The following is a 22,628-nucleotide window of genomic DNA, read 5'->3' as shown; positions in this document are numbered from 1 at the left end:
CAGACGTCTCCTGAGCTCGTCGGAGGGCTGGCGCGCGGCCACCACCGTGCTCCCGCGTGCACGCCCTCCGGCGGACACCGCGGACGTTCCCTGAGCGTGTCGAAGGGTCGCGGGCCCGACCACTACCGTGCTCTCGTGCCCCAGGTGCCCCCTTCGACAGGCTCAGGACGACGCTTCAACAAGCTCAGGGAGCGTCCGACCGTCCGGACGACCGACTACCACACCGGGGGTGAACCCTTCCGGATCGTGGTCGAGCCGCCCGTGGAGATCCCCGGCACCGACGTCGCCGACCGGCGTGCGCGGGCGATCGGGGACACCGACGCCGACGCGCTGAGGCGCTTCCTCGGGTTCGAGCCGCGTGGGCACGCCGACATGTACGGCGGGTTCCTCGTGCCGCCGGACGACGACCGGGCCCACCTCGGGGTGCTGTTCTGGCACAAGGACGGCTTCTCCACCGCCTGCGGGCACGGGACGATCGCCCTCGGCGCCTGGGCGGTCGAGTCGGGCCGCGTGCCGGCGCCGGACGACGGCGTCACCGACGTGGTCGTCGACGTGCCCTCCGGCCGCGTCACCGCACGGGTCCGGACCGTCGGCGGACGGGTCGCCGACGTCGAGTTCGTGAACGTGGCCAGCTACGTCGTCGAGACGGGCATCGAGGTCGCGACCGCGTACGGGCCGGTGCAGGTCGACGTCGCGTACGGCGGCGCGCTCTACGCCAGCCTCGACGTCGCGCGGGTCGGGCTCCGCGTGGAGCCGGCGAGCATCACCGAGCTCATCGCCCTCGGCCGCGAGGTCAAGCGCGCCCTCGTCGACCACCCCGCGGCCCGGCACGCGAGCGACGAACGCCTGAGCGGCATCTACGGGACGATCCTGTTCGAGGACCTGGGCACGCTCGCGGAGGGGCCGCACCAGCGCAACGTGACGATCTTCGCCGACGGCGAGGTCGACCGTTCGCCCTGCGGCTCGGGCACGGCCTCGCGGGTGGCCTCGCTCGTCGCGTCGGGTGCACTGGGCCGTGACCAGGTGCTCACGCACGACTCGATCGTCGGCTCGCGCTTCGTCGCCCGCGTGCTGGGGGAGACGACCGCCGACGGCTACGCCGCCGTCCTGCCCTCGATCACCGGCACCGCGCACCGGACCGGCGAGCACGTGTTCGTGACGGACCCGGACGACACCCTCCCGGGCTTCGTCCTGCGCTGACCACTGGTCACTTCGCGCCTTCGCCGGGTGCCGGTCCGGGTCCCCAGCGACCACTGGTCACTTCGGGGTTCGGGGTTCGGGCTCGGGGTGACCAGTGGTCAGTTCGGGCGCACGCAGGCTCGATGGTCACGCTCCAAGTGACCAGTGGTCAGTACGGGGTGGGGCCGTCAGGCGAGGCCGTTGGCCGCGGTCTGGGCGGGGGCGGTGGTGCCGTAGATCCAGGCCTGGAAGAAGGGCTGGAGGTCCGTGGGAGTGAGGGACTGGGCCTTGGCCATCCAGTCCTCGAGGCTGCGCAAACCCGGGTCCTGCGCCCACTCCGTGTTGAGCCGGGTGAAGGCCTCGTCGCCCATCACGTTGCGCAGCGCCTGCAGGGTCATCGGGCCGCGGACGTAGACGGTGGTGAAGAGGTTCCGCCGGCCGGGGTCGATCATCGTCACGCGCCAGAAGTCCCGCGCGTCGCGGGCCCGGCCGAAGATCCGCAGCAGCTCGCTCTGCGCGGTCGGCCCGCCGTTGCGCTCCGCCCACGCCCAGGCCGCCCAGGAGGCGTACGCCTCGGAGTCGAAGATGTCGTCCCACTGCCGCACGGTGACGTTGTCGCCGAACCACATGTGGGCGAGCTCGTGAGTGACGAGCTCGTCGGCGTAGTCGGGGTTGATCAACGAGCGCGCCTTGTAGACCGGGCGGGTCTGCGCCTCCAGCCCGTCGAACGGCAGCTCGGGGTCCGCGACGGCGATGCCGCCGAGCTCGGTGAAGGGGTAGGGGCCGAAGAGCCCGGCCAGCACGCGCACCTTGGCCGCGGAGGTCTCCAGGTTGGTGAACGCCGTACGCCGGTCGTCGGCCGACAGCTGGTCGGTCACCGCGTAGACGTAGGGGAGGCCGTCGACGACGCCCTGGCGCAGGGTGAAGCTGCCGATCGCGGCGAACGTCAGGTAGGTCGCCATCGGCTGCCGCGACACCCAGTGCCAGGTGTCCCAGTCGGCCTCGGACGCGCTGTCGGCGCTCTCGAGCCGCCCGACGCTGACCGCCTGCAGGCCGCGCGGGACCCGGATCGAGATGTCCATCAGCGCCGGGTCGGAGGGGTGGTCGTTCGACGGGAACCACCAGGCCGCGCTCTCCGGCTCGCCCGAGACCAGCCACTCCTCGCCGCTGCGCGACCAGGGGTGCCCGCCGTCGGCGTCGGTCAGGTCGCCGGGCTGCCCGTCGTAGGCGACCTCCACCGTGAAGTCGCTGCCGGCCTCGACCGGCGTCGCGGGCGTGATCCGCCAGTTCGCGTCGCCGTCCTTGGCCAGGCCGGCGTCCTGGCCGTCGACGGTGACCTCGGTGATGTTCAGGCGCAGGTCGAGGAAGAAGCTGTGCAGGCTCTGCAGCGAGCGTGCCGAGATCGTCGTCGTGCCGCTCAGCACCTCCGTGCGGGGGTCGAAGCTGACGCCGATCCGGTAGCGCGTGACGTCGTAGCCGCCGTTGCCGGCGTCGGGGTAGTAGCGGTCGCCGACGCCCCGCGACCCGTCGACGGCCGAGCGGTCGGACGGGGCGGTCCCCGGGAGGACGCCGCCGTCGAGGCCGGGCGCGACCCGCCGCCACACAGCGGCCAGGCCGAGCGGCAGCAGCAGCGTCGCGACGAGGGTCAGCGCGACGGCGACGACGACGAGGTAGACCCAGGCGGGGCGGCGCGGCCGGGCGGACAGCTGCTCGGGTCCGGAGCCGGGCGGCGGCCAGCGCGGGTCAACGTTCGACATGCGCCATCGAGCGGAGCGAGCGTTCGAGGTGCCAGGCCGTGAAGGCCGACGTCAGGCCGCTGGCCTCGCGGGCGGCGCGCGGGGCGACCTCCCGGGTGGCCTGCCACCGGCCCTCGAGCAGCGCACCGAGCAGCTCCAGGGTGTCGGTCGACGGCCGGGCCGAGCCGGCGGGCCGGCAGCGTTCGCACACGGCACCGCCCGAGGCGGGGGAGAAGGCGGCGTGCGGGCCCTCGAGCCCGCAGAGCGCGCAGTCCCGGAACGACGGCGCGTAGCCGGACACGGCCAGCGCGCGCAGGAGGTAGGAGTCCAGCACCAGCGTGGGCGGGCGCGGCCCGTCCGCGGTGCCCGCGGTGAGGGCGCGGAGCGCACCGACGAGCAGCCGGTAGTGCTGGATGGCGGGCTCGCCCTCCTCGACCACCAGCCGGTCGGCGGTCTCGAGCATGACCTGCCCGGCCGTGTACGAGGGGTAGTCGGCGCTCAGCGGACCGCCGAAGGCGTCCAGCGACTCGACCTGCGCGACGACGTCGAGCGAGTGCCCGGTCGCGAGCTGCACGTCGACGTGGCTGAACGGCTCGAGCCGGGCGCCGAACTTCGACGAGGTCCGCCGGACCCCGCGGGCCACCGCCCGCACCTTGCCGCGGCTCCGGCTGAGCATCGTGATGATGCGGTCGGCCTCACCGAGCTTGTGCGTCCGCAGCACCACGGCGTGGTCGCGGTAGGTGGGCACACCGTCATTGTCCTGCCGTCGACAAGGACGGGGCTCAGGCCGCGCCGCCCGTGCTGCCCGTCGTAGAGGCGGCGCTGCTTCGGGTGACCGTGCCGACCGCGCACCAGGCGACGGCCTCCAGGGTGAAGGGGTCCCGCGGGTGCCCCAGCAGCCGGTCGGCCTCCTCGCGCACCCGGTCGGCCGCCCCGGGGTCGAGGGAGCGCGCGAAGGCGCCGACCGGTCCCGCCCCACCGGTGAACGACGACCACCAGTTGTCGAGGTCGGCGTACGTGGCGGTGCAGGTCAGCCGGCTGTCCATGACGTCGGTGATCCCCGCATGCTCGAGCACCCGCCGGAGGTCGCCCTCGCGCCGTCCGACCCGCTCGTCCTCCCCGCCGGCCCCCGGCCCCAGCGCGGTGGCGACCGCCCGCCAGAACGTGGCGAGCAGCGGCATGGCCTCCAGGTCCCAGAAGGACAGGGCCACCCTCCCGCCGGGCCGGGTCACCCGCCCCATCTCGCCGGCGCCGGCGACCGGGTCGCTCATGAACCCGACGACGAGCGAGGCGAGGCTGACGTCGAAGGTCGCGTCCGCGTACGGGAGCTCCTCGGCCACGCCCCGGCGCACGTCCACCCCGGGGTGCCGTTCCCGGCAGGCCGCCACGAAGGGCGCCGACGGGTCGACGGCCGCGACGTGCGGAGCACCCACGCGCTCGACGAGGACGCTGGTCAGGCCGCCGGGACCGCAGCCGACGTCGAGCACGTGCTGACCCGCCGCGACCCCGGCCGCGTCCGCGAACGCCGGGCCGAGCGTGGGTAGGTAGCGCCCGATCAGACGGTCGTACGCGCCCGCGGCGACGTCGAACAGCTCCTGTCCCGTCCCCATGGCCCGACCCCCTCGCCGGTGATTCTGCTCCCTCCGGCGCCGCAGCACTAGAGTCCGTCGGGTGCCACGACTGAGCCGCAGGAACCCGGAGGTGCCGCGCCGCACGGGACCGCCCGGTCCGCCCGCGCCGCACCGCGAGGGTGCCCTGCCGCCGGCGATCTCCACCGACAAGGTGCCGCAGCACGTCGCCATCGTCATGGACGGCAACGGGCGCTGGGCCAAGCAGCGGGGGCTCTCGCGCACGGAGGGCCACGCGCGGGGCGAGGACGCGCTGTTCGACGTGATCTCCGGCGCGATCCAGATCGGCGTGAAGTACCTGTCGGCGTACGCCTTCTCCACCGAGAACTGGCGACGCTCGCCCGACGAGGTGCGCTGGTTGATGGGCTTCAACCGCGACGTGATCCACCGCCGGCGCGACCAGCTCGACGCCATGGGCGTGCGGGTGCGCTGGGCCGGCCGCCGCCCCCGCCTGTGGCGGAGCGTCATCTCCGAGCTCGAGAGCGCGGAGGCGCAGACGGTCGACAACGACGTGCTGACCCTGCAGTTCTGCGTGAACTACGGCGGCCGCGCCGAGATCGTCGACGCGGTGCGCGCGGTCGCGGCCGAGGCCGCCGCCGGCCGGCTCGACCCGTCGAAGCTCACGGAGGAGCGGTTCCGGCGCTTCCTCGACGAGCCCGAGATCCCCGACGTCGACCTCTTCGTCCGCTCGTCCGGCGAGCAGCGCACGTCGAACTTCCTGCTCTGGCAGAGCGCGTACGCCGAGCTCGTCTTCCTCGACCGGCTCTGGCCCGACTTCGACCGGCGCGACCTGTGGCACGCCATCGAGCTCTACGCCGACCGCGACCGGCGCTACGGCGGCGCCGTCCCGAACGAGGTCCAGCGCTAGCTGCTGCCCGGAGCGGCAGCGCGCGCGTCGGTCTTCGTATACATTCCCGCGATGGGTACCTCGACGTCGGCGCCGAAGAGCGAGACACCAGTGCGCCTGCGCGAGGTGGTGGCGGCCGAGCTGCGGCGCCTGATCCTCGCGGGTCGGCTGGTCCCGGGGGAGCGGCTCGTCGAGGACCGTCTGGCCGAGCTGCTCGGGGTCTCCCGCAACCCGGTGCGCGAGGCGATCCGGGTGCTCGAGGCCGAGGGGTTCGTCGAGACGGCCGCGCGTCGCGGAGCGCTCGTCGCCACCCTCGACGAGGACCAGGCGGACGACATCTTCGAGGTCCGGCTGGCCCTGGAGCCGCTCGGTGCCAGGCTCGCCGCCCGCCGCGAGAACCCGGCGCTGGTCGCGCGGATGAAGGAGGTCCTGAGCGAGGCGCAGGACCCGACGGCCGACCGCGACCTCGACCACCTCGCCGACCTGCACAGCGACCTGCACTCGTTGGTCTTCGAGATGACGGGCAACGCCTACCTGGTCGCCATCGCCATCCCGATGGTGAAGCGGGGGCAGTGGCTGCTCCGGCAGCGCTCGCCCCTGCGCGACCCCCGCGCCTGGGAGCAGCACCACGGGCTGATCGCGGCCATCGAGGCCGGCGACCCCGAGCTGGCCGAGGCCGAGGCCCGCCGGCACGTCCTGACCATGCGTCACGAGTCCCGGCAGGAGCCCGGCGCCCGCTGAGCGGGCACCTCGGGAAGAGCCGCGCAGGTCTGGTCTGAGGTCCATACCTTTACGCAGGTGAAACGTGCTCGTGATCCACCCTTCGTATACGAACGCGAGACTGAGGGCACCTCAGCGGACGTCAGTCCGCTCTCGCCCCTCGAACCGTCGGGGTTCGTGTCCGGACAAGGAGCGCACGATGCAGGTGCCACCAGCTGCCCCTCAGCCCGCCCTTCAGACCGCGGGAGACTCCGCCCTCGTGCCGGGTGGCCACCGCCTCGCCCTCTCGCGCCGCAACCTGCTCGGCCTCGCCGCCGCGATGGGTGGCGGCCTCGCCGTCGGTCCGCTGCTGACGGCGTGCTCCTCTGACGCCGAGCCGACGTCGTCGGCCCCGGGCGCGGTCACCCCGACCGGCGGCACCCTCACGGTCGGCATCGCCTCCACGCCCGACACGCTCGACCCCGGGGCGACAGGGCTGGCGCTGACGCTGCTCATCTCGATGGCCGTCTTCGACCCGCTGGTCTGGTGGCTGCCCACCGCGGACGGCAAGGGCGAGTTCGTGCCGGGCCTCGCGAAGAGCTACACGGTCTCCGACGACGCGTCGGTCTACACCTTCGTCCTGCGCGACGACGTCGTCTTCCACGACGGCACCACGTTCGACGCCAAGGCGGTCAAGGCCACGTACGACCACGTCGTCGACCCCGCGACCAAGTCGAAGAGCGGGCTCGGCGCCCTCGGCCCGTACAAGCAGACCAAGATCATCGACGACCACACCGTCGAGATCAGCTTCAAGGAGCCGAACGCGGGCTTCCTGCACCAGCAGGCGGCGGGCAACTTCGGCATCGCCTCGCCGACCGCGCTCGAGAAGTACGGGCCGACCGGCTTCGGCAACAACCCGGTCGGCAGCGGGCCCTTCAAGTTCGACAGCTACGCCACCGGCGACCGCCTGACGCTCGTCAAGAACCCGGACTACGCGTGGGGACCCGCCGCGCTGGGCAGCGGCCCGGCCAAGCTCGACCAGCTGGTGTTCCGGATCGTGGCCGACGACAGCGGGCGCTACAACGCGCTCCAGTCGGGCCAGCTGCAGGTCGCCATGAACCTGCCGCCCAACAGCATCGCCGCGGCGCAGAAGACGCAGAAGTTCACGCAGGTGACGATCCCCGCCATCGGCACGCCGTCGGGGATGCCGATCAACGTGACCAAGCCGCCGACCGACGACCCGCTGGTCCGCCAGGCGATCATGTTCGCCGTCGACCAGGAGAAGCTCGTCACGGCCGTGCAGTTCGGCGTGAACAAGGCGGCGCACAACGTCCTCACCCCGATCACCCCGGGCTACAACGAGGCCGCGAGCGCGACGTACGCGTACGACCCGGTCAAGGCCGGGCAGCTGCTCGACCAGGCGGGCTGGGTGATGGGCCCGGACAAGGTCCGCGCCAAGAACGGCGAGAAGCTCGAGCTCAAGATCATCCTGTTCTCGGGTGGCGGGTTCGAGCTGCCGACCCAGTTCGTGGTCTCGCAGCTGGCGGCCGTCGGCTTCGCCGCGTCGACCACCGTGCAGCCGTTCACGGCGGCCCAGGTCTCGTACAACTCGGGCGAGCACAACCTGGGCTCGTTCGGCTACTACGGCGCCGACCCGTACCTGCTGAACATCTGGGTCAACTCCGCTGCGATCGAGTCCGGCTTCAACTGGTCGCACTACGACAACCCGGCGGTCGACAAGATGATCGCCGAGGCGAACGCGACCGCCGACGAGGCCGCCCGGAACGCGCTGTACGAGAAGGTCGGGCAGACGCTGATGACCGACGCGATCTACCTGCCGCTGTGGGACGTCAACGGGGCGTTCACGACGCCGACGGACGTCCAGGGCCTGCACCCGACGTTCAACGGCTACGTCACCTTCCACTCGGCCACCGCGGGCAGCTGACGTGGGGTTCGTGCTCCGACGCCTCGGCTCGGCGGTGCCGGTGGTCCTCGGCATCACGCTGGTCGCGTTCCTGCTGATCCACGCCATCCCGGGCGACCCGGCGTCGGTGATCCTCTTCGGCGCCAACGCGAGCCCCGCCCAGATCGCGGCGCTGCGCACTCAGCTCGGGCTGGACCGGCCGCTGCCGACCCAGTACCTGGACTTCCTGGGCCAGCTCGTCCACGGCGACCTGGGGACGTCGTACCTGACGTCGAACTCGGTGGCCCACGAGCTGCTCAGCCGTGCGCCGAGCACGATCGTGCTGGCCGTGGCGGCGATCGCGGTCGCCGTCGTCGTCGGCGTGCCCCTCGGGCTGGCCGCCGGCGCGCGGCCCGGGACGGTCGTGGACCAGGTGGCCCGCGGGATCTCCTTCCTCGGGGTGGCGATCCCGTACTTCTTCCTGGCCCTGCTGCTGGTGCTGCTGCTCAGCGTCCGGCTCGACTGGCTGCCGGCGATCGACGACGGCACGCCGAAGGGCCTGATCCTCCCCGCGGTCTCGCTGGGCTGGGGCTACGCCGCGATCCTGACGCGCCTCGTGCGTGGACGGATCATCGAGGAGTACCGCAGCGAGTACGTCCGCTCGGCCCGCGCCCGCGGGTGCGGCGAGTGGCGGGTGCTGCTCGGGCACGCGCTGCGGAACTCGTCGATCCCGGCGATCACGACCATCGGGCTGCAGTTCGGGAACATCCTGACCGGCGCCGCGATCACCGAGGTGATCTTCGGGCGGGCGGGGCTCGGCAGCTTCCTGGCCACCTCGATCAGCAACAAGAACATCCCGGTCGTGCAGGGGGCCATCGTCGTGATCGGGATCGGCTACGTGCTGATCAACCTGGCCGTCGACCTCGTGGTCGGCGCCGTCGACCCGCGGACGCGGCTGGCGGGTGCCCGGTGACCGTCCCGCTGCTCGCCACCGCCCGTCCGACCGCCCGTGCGCACGGGGGCCTCGCCCGCGTCGTCCCGCTGGTCACCGTGGTCTTCATCCTCGTGCTGCTGGCCCCCGGGCTGCTCAGCGGCATCGGCCCCATCGACACCACCGACGCGTTCCTCTCGCCGCCCAGCGCCGCGCACTGGTTCGGCACCGACCAGCTGGGGCGCGACGTCTTCAGCCGCACGGTCTTCGGCGCCCGCCCGGTGCTGGCGGCCAGCCTCCTCGGCGTGGTCGTCGCCGTCGTCGCGGGCGTGGCCCTCGGGGTCGCGGCCGGTGTGGCGCCGCGGTGGCTGAACGCCGTGCTGATGCGGGTCGTCGACGTGCTGCTGGCCCTGCCCGTCCTGCTCATCGCCCTGATCCTGATCGCGACCGCCGGCTCGGGGATCCGCAGCATCGTCATCGCCCTCGGCGTCGCCTTCACCCCCGGCTTCGCCCGCGTGGTCGAGTCGTCGGTGCGCAAGCTCCGCAACGCCGAGTACGTCCAGGCGGCGCAGGTCTTCGGCTCCACGACGCTGCGGACGTCGGTCCGCCACCTGCTGCCGAACCTCATGACCGAGGTCGTGGTGCTCGCCAGCAGCGCCGTCGGCTGGGCCGTCCTCACCGCGTCGACGCTCAGCTTCCTCGGGCTCGGCGTGCAGCTGCCGCAGCCCGACTGGGGCAGCGACCTGGCCGCAGGGGCCACCAGCCTGGCCACGTCCTGGTGGCTGGCGACCTTCCCCGGTGCCGCCATCACGGTCACGATCCTGCTGGCGAACTTCACCGGCGACCAGCTGATGACCCTGCTCGACCCGCGCGAGGGGGTGCGGCTGAGGCAGAACCTGCCCCGGTTCCTGGGCGGCCGCCGCGCGCGCCCGGCCCACGCGGTGGTCACGGAGGTCCGGGTCCCGGACGCGGAGAGGGAGGCGGCCTGATGAGCCTGCTCGAGGTCAACGGCATGCGGACCGAGATCGTGACCCGTACGGGGACGGTCCGGCCGGTCGACGACGTGACCTTCCGCGTCGAGGCGGGGGAGACGCTGGGGCTGGTCGGGGAGTCGGGTTCCGGCAAGACGATGACCGGGATGTCGATCATCCGGCTGCTGCCCCCGGGCGGGGCCGTGGTCGGTGGTTCGGTGACCTTCGACGGCGTCGACCTGACGACCCTCGACGACGCCGGCGTGCGGCGGCTGCGGGGCAACGAGATCGCGATGATCTCGCAGGACCCGATGACGTCGCTGAACCCCACCCGCACGATCGGCAGCCAGCTGCGCGAGGCGTACCGGATCCACCGGGCGGGCTCCCGCCGGGAGGCGGACGAGCGCGCGGTCGAGGTGCTCGACCTGGTCGGCATGCCCCGTCCGCGCGAGCGGCTCTCGGCCTTCCCGCACGAGCTGTCCGGCGGCATGCGCCAGCGCGTGATGATCGCGATCGGGCTGGTCTGCGAGCCCAAGCTGCTGATCGCCGACGAGCCGACCACCGCGCTGGACGTGTCCATCCAGGCCCAGATCCTGCAGCTGCTCGACGAGCTCAAGCAGCGGCTGTCGATGGCCGTCGTGCTGATCACCCACGACATGGGCGTGATCGCCGGGCACGCCGACCGGGTCGCCGTGATGTACGGCGGCCGGATCGTCGAGCAGGCGCCCACGGCGACCCTGTTTGCCGACCCGCAGCACCGCTACACCGAGGCCCTCTTCGAGTCCATGCCCGACCTGGAGCTCGACCGCCAGGTCGACCTGGCGACGATCCCGGGGACCCCGCCGCGGCTGGTCGGGCTCGGCCCGATGTGCCGCTTCGCGCCCCGCTGCCGCTTCGCCGGCGAGGACTGCCGGACGCTCGACCCGCCCCTCGTCGCGGTCGGGCCCGGGCACGAGCACGCCTGCTTCCACCCCCGCGGCACGGACGCGGGTTCCGCGGACGATCTCGGTCGGCGGCGTCTTACGCCCGACCGGACCGCCGGCTCGGCCGGACCCGTCCTCGAGGTGCTCGACGTGCACAAGCGCTTCGGGCTGCGGGCCACGCGGCTGTTCGGGCCGAAGCGCGCCGTGCACGCCGTCTCCGGCGTCTCGCTGGACGTCCGCGCCGGGGAGACGCTGGGGATCGTGGGGGAGTCGGGCTGCGGCAAGACCACGATCGGCCGCATGCTCGTCGGCCTCGAGGACCCGACCGAGGGGGCCGTCGCGTTCGAGGGCCAGACGTTCCGCGGGATGGGCCGGCTGACGTTCCGTCGGCGGCGGCGCGACCTGCAGATGATGTTCCAGGACTCGGCCGCGGCCCTCGACCCCCGGATGTCGGTGGCGGAGCTGGTCGCCGAGCCGCTGGTCGCCCAGCACGTCGGCACCCGCGCCGGACGGCGCGCGACGGTGACCGAGCTGCTGGAGGCCGTGGGTCTGCCGCCCGACGCGGCCGACCGCTACCCGCACGAGTTCTCCGGCGGCCAGCGCCAGCGCATCGCGATGGCCCGGGCCCTCGCGCTGCGCCCGAAGGTGGTGGTGGCCGACGAGCCCGTGTCCGCCCTCGACATCTCGGTCCAGGCGCAGATCCTGAACCTCATGCGCTCGCTGCAGGACCGCTTCGGGCTCACCTACGTGGTCATCTCCCACGACCTGTCCCTGCTGAAGTACCTGGCGGACCGGATCGGGGTGATGTACCTCGGCCGGCTCGTGGAGCTCGGCACCAGCGAGGAGGTGTACGGCGCGCCCCGCCACCCCTACACGGCCGGGCTGATCCAGTCGATCCCGCTGCCCGACCCGACGCTGCGGCGGAGCACCGCCGTGCTCGGCGGCGAGCTGCCGTCGGCGGTCGACCCGCCGAGCGGCTGCCGCTTCCGTACGCGGTGCCCGCTCGCCACCGACCGCTGCGCGGAGGAGGTGCCGCTGCTCCTGCCCGACGACGACGGCCACCACGCCGTCGCCTGCCACTACCCGCTGACCGGCGCCCGCCCGGTCGGAGAACACCTCGACCTGCAGCCGCAGGGGATGGAGCACCGGTGACCACCGCCCGCCTCGACCCGACCCCCGAGACCACCGCCGACGTCTTCTCGAGCGCGCACGCGCCCGTGCTGTCGATCGACCCCGGGGACACGGTGGTCGTCCGCTCCCTCGACGCCTCCGGCTACGTCGAGCGCCAGACCGTGCCCGGCGAGGACCGGCCGAAGCTGATCCCCGAGAGCCGCGGGCACTGCCTGACCGGCCCGATCGAGGTGCGCGGGGCCGAGCCGGGCCAGATGCTGGCGCTGCACCTGGAGGACCTGACGCCCGACCCCTGGGGCTGGACGGTCGCCGGCCTCCTCGACACCCCGGTCACGCAGCGGCTGGGCCTCCTCGACAGCCCGCCGGCCTGGCTGCTGTGGGACCTCGACGCCGAGAGCGGCCGCGGGACCGAGTCCCGGGGGTTCGTGCGGGGGCTCGCGCCCTTCCTCGGCGTCATGGGCGTGGCCCCGGCCGAGGCGGGGGAGCACTCCACGATCCCGCCCCGCGCCGGCTCGGGCGGCAACGTCGACTGCAAGGACCTCGTGGCCGGGGCGACGCTCTACCTCCCGGTCGCCGTCCCCGGCGCCCTGCTCTACCTCGGCGACGGCCACGCGGCGCAGGGCGACGGCGAGGTGGGGGGCACGGCGATCGAGTGCGGGATGACCACCGAGGTGACGGTGACCGTGGCGACCGACCGCCCGCTCACGACGATCCACGCGGAGGCGCCGGCCGGGCGGATCACGTTCGGCTTCGACGCCGACCTGAACGTCGCGACCGGCGACGCGCTCGACGCCATGGTGGTGTGGATGCAGCAGATCTACTCCCTCGACAAGGCCGAGGCGCTCGCGCTCGCCAGCACCTGCGTCGACCTCCGGGTCACGCAGGTGGCCAACCAGACCTGGGGCGTGCACGCGCTGCTGCCGACCGGGGCCCTCGCGTGAGCTGGCCCGTCGCGAGCGGGACCTTCGCGCTCGGGGACCTCGAGGTCGAGCGCGGCGGGACGATCCGCGACGCGCGGCTGGCCTGGCAGACGCACGGCACGCTCGCGCCGACGGGCGACAACGTCATCGTCTACCCCTGCAGCTACGGCGCGACGAGCGACGACCTCGCCTGGCTGATCGGGCCGGACGGCGTGCTCGACCCGACCCGCTGGTTCGTGGTCGTGCCGGACATGTTCTCCAACGGCCGGTCGTCCTCCGCGGCAGACGACGACGACTTCCCCGCCGTCGTGACCATGGCCGACAACGTGCGCGCGCAGCACCGGCTGCTGACCGAGCACCTCGGCGTCCGCGAAGTGGCGTGCGCGTACGGGTTCTCGATGGGGGCCGGGCAGGCCTACCACTGGGCCGCGCTCTACCCCGAGCTCGTGCGGCGGGCCGTCGTCGTGTGCGGGAGCGCGCGGACGTCGCTGCACAACCGGGTCTTCCTGTCCGGCCTGCTCCGCGTCCTCGAGGCGGCCCCGGAGCACCTCGGCGGCGGGCGGTTCTCGGCCGAGCCGACGGCGACGCTGCGCGCGTTCGCCCACGTGTACGCCGGCTGGGGGCTGAGCCAGGACTTCTACCGCGAGCGCCTCTTCGAGACCGTGCTCGGTGCTCCCGACCTCGACACGTTCCTGCAGACCGACTGGGTCGACTCCTTCAGCCGCAACCGCGCCGCGAACCTCTACGCGCAGGCGCTCACCTGGTCCGAGGCCGACATCAGCCGCGGCGCGTACGGCGGGGACCTGCCGACGGCGCTCGGGGCGATCGAGGCCGCCGTGCTGCTGCTGCCGGGCGAGACCGACCTCTACTTCCGGGTCGCGGACAACGAGGCCGAGCTGCCCTTCCTGCGGAACGGTCGCCTGGCACCGATCCCGAGCATCTGGGGCCACCGCGCCGGCAACCCGCGGACGATCCCGGAGGACCTGGACTTCCTCACCCGCGAGGTGCGCGCCTGGCTGGACGCCTGACCCGGAGCGGTCGAGGGCGGAAGCCGCGAAGGGCCATGGAGAGTTGAACCGTCTCCCTGGCCTCCCCTGAGGGGACCTCTCACCTCGCCCCTCGCCCGTCCTCACGTCCGACCGCTGCGTCGCGGCGCCGTCGTCGTGGCCGGCCTCGCCGCCTTCGCGCTCGCCTGAGAGGTTCGGGCCTGGTTCTCAGGTCAGCCTAGGGTCTCCGGGCCCTTCGCGGGGGGCCGGCCGGAACGGCACCAGGGCCGGCGAGCACGCTCGCCGACCCTGGTCCTGATGCTCGTGGTGCTCGCCGGGCTACCGGTCGATCACCACGACGATGCGCCGGTTGTCGACCCGCTTGGCGTAGGTCCCGCCGACGACGAGCGGGTGGTCGTCGCCGTACCCGACCTTCGCCTCCACGTCGACCTGCTTCGCGTAGCCGCGCAGGGTGGTGCAGACGGCCGTCGCTCGCTTCTTGGAGAGGCTCGTCAGGCCCTTCTTCTTGGGGTTGCCGTAGTTGACGTAGCCCTCGCAGCTGATCTCCTGGACGTAGGTGAGGCTGCGCGCCACCGACTTCAGCTGCTTCTTGCCGCTGCTCGTCAGCCTGGACGAGCTGTCGCCGAAGAGCTTCGCGGTGAGCTGGACCGCCTGACCGGACTGCAGCTGACGACCCTTCAGGCTGGCTCCCTCCATCGCCACCGTCCCGCCGTGCGAACGGTTGGTCGCGACGGTGTGCGTCAGGCCGCCCCGGTAGAAGGCCGGCTCCGTCGGCACCGGGATCTCGGCCGCCCGGTCGCCCACGCTCACCGGGTCGGCGAACCACGGCGTCAGGAAGGTGCTCGAGGCCGGGGTGGCCGCCCCCGCACCGTCGGCGTTGCGGGCACGCACCGCGATCGGGTAGGTGCTGCCGTTGTCCAGGCCACCGACGAAGGCGGTCCGCGCGGCGACGCCGCCACGGACGAGGGTCGTCGAGACGCCGCGCCAGGTGTCACCACCGTCGGTGCTCACCTCGTAGCCGGTGACCGCCCTGCCGCCGTCCGACACGGGGACCGTGAAGGTGAGCGTCGCCGTACGGTCGCCGGGCGTGACCGAGAGCTGCGCCGGTGCGCTCGGGGCGTCGGTCACGAGGACCTGCCCCGTCGTGGCGGCCTCGGACGTACCGGTCCCGATGCGGTGGTCGACCAGGTTGGTCGCCGTGACCGAGAACGCGTACGTGGCGCCCGGGACCAGACCGGTGAAGGTGCACGACCGCGCGGAGCCGCCGTCGGCCTCGCACAGCGCACCGCCCGGGGCGGCCACCACCGTGTAGCCGGTGACCGGCGACCCGCCGTCGGAGGTCGGCTCCTTCCAGGAGACCGTCGTGCGGCCCTTCGAGGAGCTGACCTCGACCGTCCGCGGCTTCGACGGGACGGTGGCGGGGGTCTCGGTCAGCGCGCCGGAGGCGGTGCCGCCGCCGACCCCGTTGACGGCCCGGACGCGCAGCGTCAGCGCGGTCCCGTTCTGGAGGTCGCCCACGGATCCGGCGAGGTCGTCGCCCGTTCCCCAGGGGTTCGTCGGCAGGGTGTGCCAGGTACGTCCGTCGAGGCTGTACTCGTAGCCGGTGACCGGGTCCCCGCCGTCGTCGGACGTGGCCACCGGCGTGAACCGGACGAGCAGCGCCCCGTCGCCGGAGTACAGGTCGACCAGGGCGGGTGCCTTCGGGGCCGCAGCGGGCACGACGCCGTCGGAGAGGTCGGACCAGACCGAGCGGCCGACGTCGTTCCGCGCACGCACGCGGACCTGGTAGCTCGTCCCGTTGGTGAGCCCGTCGACCACGCACGGCGAAGCGGCGCACGTCACGGTCTTGTCCAGCCCGGGGACGTCGACCTCGTAGCCCTCGATGGCGGAACCGTTGTCGTCCGGGCTGGTCCAGGACACCTTCACCTGGCCGTCCCCACGGGCGACCGTGACACCCGAGGGCGTCCCCGGGACACCGGCCGGGGTGACGTCGGAGAGCGACGTCGCCGCGCCGTGCCCCTCCGCGTTGACCGCGCGGACGGCGATCGCGTACCCGGTGCCGTTGGCGAGGCCGGTGATCGTCGCCGTCAGCGGGTCGGACCCGTCGGTCTCGAGCTCCTTCCAGCTCTTGCCACCGTCGACCGACACCTCGAAGCCCGAGAGCTCGGCACCGCCGTCGTGGTCAGGAGCGTCGAACGTCAGCACGGCCTGGCCGTCGCCGCGGTCCACCTTCAGCGAGCGCGGGGCGTCGGGCACGGTGGCCGGGGTGATCGCGTCGCTGGCCGCCGAGGGCTCCGAGCTGCCGGCGGCGTTGAGGGCCAGGACCTGCAGGGTGTAGCTCGTCCCGTTCTGCAGCCCGACCAGGGTGCACGGGCTCCCCGGGCACGCCGCGCTGGCACCGTCCGGCGAGGCCACCAGCGTGTAGCCGGTCACCGGCGCTCCGCCGTCCTCCGAGGGAGCGTCGAACGTGACCGTCGCCGCCCCGTTGCCGTGGGTGACCTTGGTGATCGTCGGCGCGCCGGGGACGGTGCGCACGCTCACGGGCGCCGAGGCGTCCGAGGGCGTGGAGCTGCCGATCGGGTTCGTGGCGACCACCGTGAACGTGTAGTCCTCGCCGTTGTCGAGGCCCATGACGCGGCAGGGGCTCGAGACGCAGGTCGCGTTCGCGCCGCCCGGGGAGGCCGTCACCGTGTAGCCGGTGACCGCGGAACCGCCGTCGGAGGCCGGGGCGGTCCAGGAGACGAGGGCCGAGCCGTCGGCGCCCGCCCCTTCGACCGCGGTCGGAGCGTCCGGGGCCAGGGCCGGGGTGACGGCGCTCGACGCCTGGGACGCCGATGAGCTGCCGTTGGCGTTGTCGGCGACGACGGTGAAGGTGTAGGCCGTGCCGTTCGTCAGCCCGGTCACCGTGCAGGGGCTGCCCTCGCAGGCGGCGGTCGCTCCGCCCGGGCTCGCGGTGACGGTGTAGCCGGTGACGGGCGAGCCGCCGTCGGAGGCCGGAGCGGTGAAGGAGACCGAGGCCTGGGTATCGCCCGCGGTGGCGGTCACGCCGGTCGGCGCCGCCGGCACGGCCGGGCCGTGGAAGGTCAGCGAGACCGAACCCGTGGCGCCGTCGCTGGCGACGAGCCCGGGCAGCTGGACGCCACCGGTCCCGCTGGCGATCGAGACGGACGCGCCCGCCAGGTACGCGGACGCGAGCGAGGAACCGCCGCCGCCACCGGCGACGTTGCTGCTGAGGATGCTTCCCCGGCTGCCGCCGCCACCGCCGCCGCCGGCGTAGCCCCCGCCACCTCCGCCGCCCGTGGCGCCGCCGGGCACGGCGCCGCCGTTGCCCCCCGGCGCTACGGAGAGGGCAGAGGGATCGTTGCTCTGGCCCGCCGTCCCGGGGGCGTAGTTCCCGGTTCCGCCGGCGCCCCCGGTCGAGCCGACGCCGGCCTGGCCGGGCCCGGAGACGGCCTGTGCGTTGTCGCTCGTGCCCGCGGAGCCGGCGTCGCCGCCGTCGCCGTTGTAGGCACCGCCGCCGCCGCCACCGGCGACCGCCAGCTTCGCCAGCAAGGTGTGGTCGAGGTCCTGGGCGAAGACCGCCGAGGCGCCTCCGCCGGTGCTCGTGCCGTGGTTGTCGCCGCTACCGGCAGCGCCGACGACGACGTACAGGTAGGCCGTGCCGGCCGGGAGGGCGAGCGTCCCGCTGACCTTGGCGCCGTTGCCGCCGATGTGCTGACGAGCCGGGTAGCCCGCGCCGCCGCCCCCGCCGAGCACCGAGACGTCGACCGAGGTCGTTCCCGAGGGCACGGTGAGGGTGGCTCTGCCGGCGACGCTGCAGCTCAGCGTGCTGTCCTGCGCGGGGGTCGACCCGTCCGCGCACGGGACGTCGGCGGAGGCCGGCACGGCGGCCACGGTGCCGAACACGCTGGCGAGGACCAGGGTGGCTGCGCTCACCGCCGCGACGCGCGGGAAGGTCGCGGAGGCGGAGAGGCGGGGGAGGAGGGGGCGGACTCTGGCGATCGTGGCGGGACGCCACGGCACAGCGAGGGGCATCGCAGCACCTTCTGTCGAGGGAGGGGCCCGGACGGCGGTGGCCGTGCAGGTCGAGCAATCCCCCGAGATCACTATTTTTTCAGGGCCGATCTAATCAGGCTCTCAGGTGATGTGCAGGAAAAGCACAAGAACCGGCGCGACCGCCGTGCTCCGCCTAGAAGCGGGTGACCCCCAGCACGACGACCAGCGCGACCATCGCCAGGCGCATCGCCCGGCCGCCGGCACCGACCGCGGGCCAGGCGAGGAACGTCAGCCAGACCAGGAACAGCCCGATCAGCACGAGAGCGACGAGCGCCACGGCCGGGGGTGCGAGGACGGCGACGGCGAAGAGCACCACCGTCACGAGCGGCACGACCGGCCTGGGCAGGGCCGTCAGGCGGACGAGCGCAGGCCGGCTCACGACCTCGAGGCGCCTGCGCAGGGTCGTCGGAGCGGGGTCGGTCACCCCGCCAGTGTGGCCGAACCCCTCCGGAAAGTGGTCGGTCCGGTGCCTCCCGGAGGGTTCCGGAGGCGCCGGAGCGACCACTTGCCGAGGTCGGGAGGGGCGTCAGTACGCGCCGAGCGAGGCCACCTGGTCGCTGGGGAGCCGGGCGAGGAGCCGGTCGAAGACCGCCAGCCGGTCGAACTGCCGGGCGTGCTCCCGGGCCGCGAGCTCCATCATCTCGCGCTCGATGTCGGGCAGCCCGAGGGCCTCGTCGAGGGCGTCGGCGATGGCCTGCGGGTCCTCGACCGGCACGATCAGGGCCGTCTCGCCCACGGCCTCGCCGATGCCGCCGGTGTCGCAGGTGATCACCGGCCCGCCACCGGCGAGCATCTTCTCGACCAGGGCGATGCCGAACGTCTCCACGAACTCGGGCATCGGCTTGCTCGGCAGCACGAACGTCGCGCAGCCGGCCATCAGGGCGGGCTTCTCGTCGTCGCCCACGTCGTCGAGGAAGCGGATCCGTTCCGCCGCGGTCGAGGCCGCTGCGAACGCGTGCAGCTCCGCGGCGTCGGGGCCGTTGCCGGCGATCACGAGCGTCTTGCCGGCGGCGGCCGGGCTGGCCGCGAACCCGGCGATGAGGTCGTCGACGCCCTTGGCCCGGGCGAGCCGGGACAGGTAGAGCACGTACGAGCCGGGCGTCAGGCCGCGGGCCGCGAGGACCCGCGCCGTCACCGCCGGGTCGAGGTCGAGGTAGTCCGCGGTGTTGATCGCGGGGTAGGAGATGGCGACGCGCTCGCGGCAGCGCTCGGCGAACCGCGTGCCGTGGCGGGCGTCGATCGCCTCCGCGGACGACACCACGAGGTCGCGGGTGTACTCCGACACCGCGACGGGGACGTCGCTGCCGAGGTAGGCGGTGAGCACCTGCGCGGCCGCGCCGAACTGCTGCTTCTCGACGCACGTCCGGACGACGTTGGTCACGTCCGACCCGACGGCCTCGGCGATCGTCGACACCCGGACCGGGAGCCCGGTCTCGCGCGCCACCCGCACCGCCTCGCTGACCGCGAGCGTGTGCGGGCTGAGGTAGAGCGACATGGCCACGGTCGGGACGCCGTCGGTGAAGAGCTCGACCAGCCGGCCGACGAGGCCGGACAGGTAGCGCCCGTCCGGGACGCGGTAGTCGCCGACCGGCTCCGGCCGCTCCACCTCGATGCCCTCGCTGTAGGGCTGGACGCTCTCCAGCGGCTTGAGCGGCAGGCCGGCGGCGACGAGGCGCTCGACCGGCCAGGTGACGATCTTGACCTCGCTGAACCCGCGTAGCAGCGCGGCCTCCGCGAGGTTGCGGGCCTCGCCGGAGTGGCCGCAGATCACCGGGTCGGCGCGCACGACGATCACGAGGCGGCGGCGCGTACGGGCCCGGGGTCGGCGACGTCGCGACGGGCGTGGGCCTTCGGGGGGCGGGGTCATGTCGGCTCCTCTCGTCCTGCTGCTAGCCGGTGGTGGTGAGGGGTACGGGAGCGCCCGACGGTGCGTCGTGGCCGGCTCCGGGTGGGGTGACGGACGGGGGTCGGGTCGTGGTGCCCCAGGCCGACGGGGTCGGGCCGAGGTCGATCAGCAGGGTGCCGCCGCGGTGCAGCTCCCGGGTCGTGATCCAGCTCTGCTCCCAGGGCTGGTCGTTGAACCACACCGCCTGGACGTACTGCGGCGGGCGGTCGGGGCCGGGTTCGACGAACCCGGTCGTGGTGATCTCGAGCGTCTCGCGCCCGAGCCGGAGCCGGGACCACGCGAACGAGGGGGCGTTGACGAGGTAGAGCCCCTGGCCGGCCACCGGGAACAGCCCGAGGCTGGCCCAGACGTACCAGGAGCTGAGGCCCCCGGAGTCGTCGTTGCCGGGCAGGCCGCCACGGCCCAGGCCGAACATGTTCTCGACGACCCCGTGCACGATCTCTGCGGTCCGGTCCGGGCGCCCGAGGTAGTGGTACGCCCACGGCGCTTCCATGTCGGGCTCGTTGTTCAGCCCCTCGAAGCGGTTCAGCGCGTAGCCGGCCGCGAGCTCGGCGACGCTCGGGCGCTCGCCGACCTGCGTCACCGGCTCGGCGCCGTAGCCGAAGAAGGAGTCCAGCAGCGCCAGGTAGGCGTCCTCGCCGCCCGCGAGGTCGATGCGGGCCGCCATGTCGTGCAGCACGCGGAACGAGTAGTTCCACCTCCCGCCCTCGTAGAAGGACGAGTCGATCAGCAGGCCGGTCTCGGCGTCGAACGCGTTGACCCACCGCGTGGCCAGGCCCTCGAGCTGCTCGGCGAGCGCGGTGTCGCCGACGTGGCGCGCGACCTTGGCCGTGCAGTGGTAGCCGAAGGCCAGGTCGAGCGTGTGGGTCACGGGGTGGGCCACGCCGCGCAGCAGGTACTCCTCGCCGTACGCGCGGCGCAGGTCGAGGTCCATGTGCACGAGCGCCCAGTCCCAGTCCAGGCCCGGCAGACCGAGCGTGCACAGGTCGGCCAGGAAGGTCTGCGCGAGCGCGCTGCCCTGGCGCGAGAAGCGGTCGACGCCCTTGGCCATCCGGTAGCCGATCGGGAGGTTGCCCTCCTCCTCGGCGATGTTGATCAAGGCGTTGGCGAGCTCGACCGCGCGGGCCGGGAAGAGCGCCGTGAGCAGCGGCAGCTGCGTGCGGTAGATGTCCCACATCGTGCAGATGTCGAAGGCGAACGCGCCGTCGGACGGCCAGAACGGGCTCTCGTCGACGGCGAAGCAGGGCTTGATCATCCCGTGGTAGAGCGCGCTGTAGAAGACGGTGCGCCGTGCGGACGAGGGCGTCTCGATCTTGATCCGGCCCAGGTGCTCGCGCCACGCCGCGGCGGTGCCGGCGCGCCGCTCGTCGAAGGCGACCGGGCCCGCGACAGCGGGCGTACGGTCCTCCGGCGGTTCCGGCCGGCGTACCTCGACCCGTTCGCGGGCGGCGCCGTCGCGGTGGAGGTTCGTCCGCGCCTGGTCCGCGCCGCGCAGCGAGAAGCCGAACCGGAGCTCGACGACCTGGCCGGGCTCGGCGCGGCCCCGCCACATGAGGCCGAACGGGCGCAGCGTGGTCGGGCGGATGCGGTCGAAGTCGAGCCGGGTGCCGCCCTGCATGAGGCGGCGGTCGTACCAGAGCAGCTGGGGCCAGTCCGCGCCGTCGAACTCCAGGTGCGTCGCGAGCGGCGTCCCCTCCACGACGATCTCGGCGTGCGCGACGCCCGGGGCGGTGGTCTCGAGGTGCGCGCGCAGCGGCACCGTGCGGCCGTACGGGATCACCAGGCCGCCCATCGAGAAGTCGACGACGAGGCGGGCGTCCGCGTGCGCGGGGAACGTGTAGCGGTGCACGGCGCTCTTGGGCCCGACGGTGAGCTCGCAGCGGATGCCCTGGCTGTTCCCGGCGCCCCCCGCGCCGTTCCCTGAGCCCCCCACGCCGTTCCCTGAGCCTGTCGAAGGGCCGAGCGTGCAGGCGTAGTAGCCGGGCTCGGCCTCCTCGTCGGCGACCGTCCAGGCCGTGCCGAGGGCGTCGAGCGGCTCGAGCATCGGGGTGACGCGGAAGTAGTTGTAGTACTTGCGGATCGCGCCCGTACCGGACTGCTGGAAGTGCGTGAAGCCCGAGGCGAGCTGTTCGGTGAAGAGCTGCGGCGGCACGCCCTCGGTGTTCAGCTCGTACTGGCCGTAGCCCGTCGGGTAGGCGCCGGAGTAGGCGCACGCCGAGACCATGCCGAACGGGTACGTCGCGCCCGGGTGCGTGTTGCCGACCTGCGGCTTGGGCCACCACCAGCTCGCCGCCAGGCCCACCGGCGCGGGCAGGTCGGTCGCGGAGGACCCGATGAAGGGGTCGACGTGCTCGATCATCGGTGCCTCCGTCGGTTCGTCGGGAAGGAGCGGTGCAGCGGCGGAGAGTCGGAGGCGGACGAGCGGTGGGGTTCCCGAGTCCGACGAACCTAGGGCCGTCCGGTGGCCGTTGGGTTGCGCTCAGATGACGCCTCGCCAACGATCCGGTCACGGCCCCGTGCTGACAACGTTTCCTCGCGGGCCGACAACGTTTCCCGCTGCGACCCGGCCTGCGAGCCGCCGTCCTGAGCCTGAGGATCGCGCCGCCTGAGCCCGCGGAACGCCCCCTGAGCCTGTCGGCGGGCCACGAGGTGATCGGTGTCCCGGGTGCCGCTGGCTCCCGACCTCAGGACTTTCACGTTTACGTGGGACCCGGGTACTCACCACGGCAGATCTGCCGTGCAAGGCGAGGTCTTTCACGTAAACGTGAAAGTCCTGAGGTCCCTGGGGCAG

The 22,628-nt window shown here is 73.3% G+C and carries 16 protein-coding genes; 9 read left to right on the top strand and 7 right to left on the bottom strand.

Annotated elements, in window-relative coordinates; all coding sequences use genetic code 11:
* Window positions 1-135 precede the first annotated feature (135 nt).
* The gene (locus ABD665_RS06605) at window positions 136-1,200 is read left to right on the top strand and encodes a proline racemase family protein (protein WP_344741535.1); all 1,065 of its coding nucleotides are present in this window, start codon (window positions 136-138) and stop codon (window positions 1,198-1,200) included.
* Window positions 1,201-1,367: 167 nt separating this feature from the next.
* On the opposite strand, the gene ABD665_RS06600 is transcribed toward ABD665_RS06605, so the two are convergent.
* The 3 genes from ABD665_RS06600 to ABD665_RS06590 are packed head-to-tail and all read right to left on the bottom strand — an operon-like array spanning window position 1,368 to window position 4,525.
* On the bottom strand, window positions 1,368-2,936 hold the full coding sequence (locus tag ABD665_RS06600; protein ID WP_204911685.1) for a M1 family aminopeptidase: 1,569 nt from the start codon (window positions 2,934-2,936) through the stop codon (window positions 1,368-1,370).
* Complete coding sequence (gene recO / locus ABD665_RS06595; RefSeq protein ID WP_204911686.1) at window positions 2,923-3,663, bottom strand: DNA repair protein RecO; 741 nt, start codon at window positions 3,661-3,663, stop codon at window positions 2,923-2,925. The genes ABD665_RS06600 and recO overlap by 14 nt, the downstream gene beginning before the upstream one ends.
* A 34-nt stretch (window positions 3,664-3,697) precedes the next feature.
* Window positions 3,698-4,525, bottom strand: a complete 828-nt coding sequence (locus ABD665_RS06590) for a methyltransferase domain-containing protein (RefSeq protein ID WP_204911687.1) — start codon at window positions 4,523-4,525, stop codon at window positions 3,698-3,700.
* 70 nt (window positions 4,526-4,595) lie between these two features.
* On the opposite strand from ABD665_RS06590, the gene ABD665_RS06585 reads away from it, so the two are divergent.
* The 8 genes from ABD665_RS06585 to ABD665_RS06550 all read left to right on the top strand — a co-directional run bounded on the left by ABD665_RS06585 (window position 4,596) and on the right by ABD665_RS06550 (window position 13,896).
* The gene (locus ABD665_RS06585) at window positions 4,596-5,411 is read left to right on the top strand and encodes an isoprenyl transferase (protein WP_425562132.1); all 816 of its coding nucleotides are present in this window, start codon (window positions 4,596-4,598) and stop codon (window positions 5,409-5,411) included.
* A 51-nt stretch (window positions 5,412-5,462) separates the two neighbouring features.
* Complete coding sequence (locus ABD665_RS06580) at window positions 5,463-6,131, top strand: FCD domain-containing protein (protein WP_204911688.1); 669 nt, start codon at window positions 5,463-5,465, stop codon at window positions 6,129-6,131.
* Between the two features lie 238 nt (window positions 6,132-6,369).
* Window positions 6,370-8,034: an ABC transporter substrate-binding protein gene (locus ABD665_RS06575; RefSeq protein ID WP_204911689.1), complete on the top strand. Its 1,665-nt coding sequence runs from the start codon at window positions 6,370-6,372 to the stop codon at window positions 8,032-8,034.
* Window positions 8,035-8,044: 10 nt separating this feature from the next.
* Window positions 8,045-8,965 (top strand): ABC transporter permease subunit, encoded by a 921-nt coding sequence (locus ABD665_RS06570; protein ID WP_204911690.1) that lies wholly within the window; start codon window positions 8,045-8,047, stop codon window positions 8,963-8,965.
* The gene (locus ABD665_RS06565) at window positions 8,962-9,912 is read left to right on the top strand and encodes an ABC transporter permease subunit (RefSeq protein WP_204911691.1); all 951 of its coding nucleotides are present in this window, start codon (window positions 8,962-8,964) and stop codon (window positions 9,910-9,912) included. The genes ABD665_RS06570 and ABD665_RS06565 overlap by 4 nt, the downstream gene beginning before the upstream one ends.
* Window positions 9,912-11,969: an ABC transporter ATP-binding protein gene (locus ABD665_RS06560; RefSeq protein WP_344741529.1), complete on the top strand. Its 2,058-nt coding sequence runs from the start codon at window positions 9,912-9,914 to the stop codon at window positions 11,967-11,969. The genes ABD665_RS06565 and ABD665_RS06560 overlap by 1 nt, the downstream gene beginning before the upstream one ends.
* Complete coding sequence (locus ABD665_RS06555; protein ID WP_204911692.1) at window positions 11,966-12,889, top strand: acetamidase/formamidase family protein; 924 nt, start codon at window positions 11,966-11,968, stop codon at window positions 12,887-12,889. Before ABD665_RS06560 ends, ABD665_RS06555 begins: the two co-directional genes overlap by 4 nt.
* A complete protein-coding gene (locus tag ABD665_RS06550) occupies window positions 12,886-13,896 on the top strand; it encodes an alpha/beta fold hydrolase (protein ID WP_204911693.1) in 1,011 nt (336 codons plus the stop codon). The genes ABD665_RS06555 and ABD665_RS06550 overlap by 4 nt, the downstream gene beginning before the upstream one ends.
* Before the next feature lie 297 nt (window positions 13,897-14,193).
* Here ABD665_RS06550 and ABD665_RS06545 read toward each other — a convergent pair whose 3' ends face one another.
* From ABD665_RS06545 to ABD665_RS06530, 4 genes are all read right to left on the bottom strand, one after another.
* On the bottom strand, window positions 14,194-17,811 hold the full coding sequence (locus ABD665_RS06545; RefSeq protein WP_204911694.1) for a fibronectin type III domain-containing protein: 3,618 nt from the start codon (window positions 17,809-17,811) through the stop codon (window positions 14,194-14,196).
* A gap of 253 nt (window positions 17,812-18,064) precedes the next feature.
* Window positions 18,065-18,355 carry a DUF6703 family protein gene (locus ABD665_RS06540; protein ID WP_204911695.1) on the bottom strand — a complete coding sequence of 97 codons (291 nt, stop codon included), beginning with the start codon at window positions 18,353-18,355 and terminating at the stop codon, window positions 18,065-18,067.
* Between the two features lie 102 nt (window positions 18,356-18,457).
* The gene (locus ABD665_RS06535; RefSeq protein WP_204911696.1) at window positions 18,458-19,798 is read right to left on the bottom strand and encodes a glycosyltransferase; all 1,341 of its coding nucleotides are present in this window, start codon (window positions 19,796-19,798) and stop codon (window positions 18,458-18,460) included.
* 22 nt (window positions 19,799-19,820) lie between these two features.
* Window positions 19,821-22,196: a glycoside hydrolase domain-containing protein gene (locus tag ABD665_RS06530; RefSeq protein ID WP_204911697.1), complete on the bottom strand. Its 2,376-nt coding sequence runs from the start codon at window positions 22,194-22,196 to the stop codon at window positions 19,821-19,823.
* Window positions 22,197-22,628 lie beyond the last annotated feature (432 nt).

The sequence above is a fragment of the Microlunatus spumicola genome, from assembly GCF_039536445.1.
Classification (GTDB): Bacteria; Actinomycetota; Actinomycetes; order Propionibacteriales; family Propionibacteriaceae; genus Microlunatus; species Microlunatus spumicola.
This window is presented reverse-complemented; position numbering and strand designations above follow the sequence as displayed.

Bases quoted from the DNA above. Each gene is read 5' to 3' on its own strand.
- ABD665_RS06600 (WP_204911685.1), bottom strand. From the start codon at position 2,936: ATGTCGAACGTTGACCCGCGCTGGCCGCCGCCCGGCTCCGGACCCGAG.
- ABD665_RS06590 (WP_204911687.1), bottom strand. From the start codon at position 4,525: ATGGGGACGGGACAGGAGCTGTTCGACGTCGCCGCGGGCGCGTACGAC.
- ABD665_RS06580 (WP_204911688.1), top strand. From the start codon at position 5,463: ATGGGTACCTCGACGTCGGCGCCGAAGAGCGAGACACCAGTGCGCCTG.
- ABD665_RS06560 (WP_344741529.1), top strand. From the start codon at position 9,912: ATGAGCCTGCTCGAGGTCAACGGCATGCGGACCGAGATCGTGACCCGT.
- ABD665_RS06535 (WP_204911696.1), bottom strand. From the start codon at position 19,798: ATGACCCCGCCCCCCGAAGGCCCACGCCCGTCGCGACGTCGCCGACCC.
- ABD665_RS06530 (WP_204911697.1), bottom strand. From the start codon at position 22,196: ATGATCGAGCACGTCGACCCCTTCATCGGGTCCTCCGCGACCGACCTG.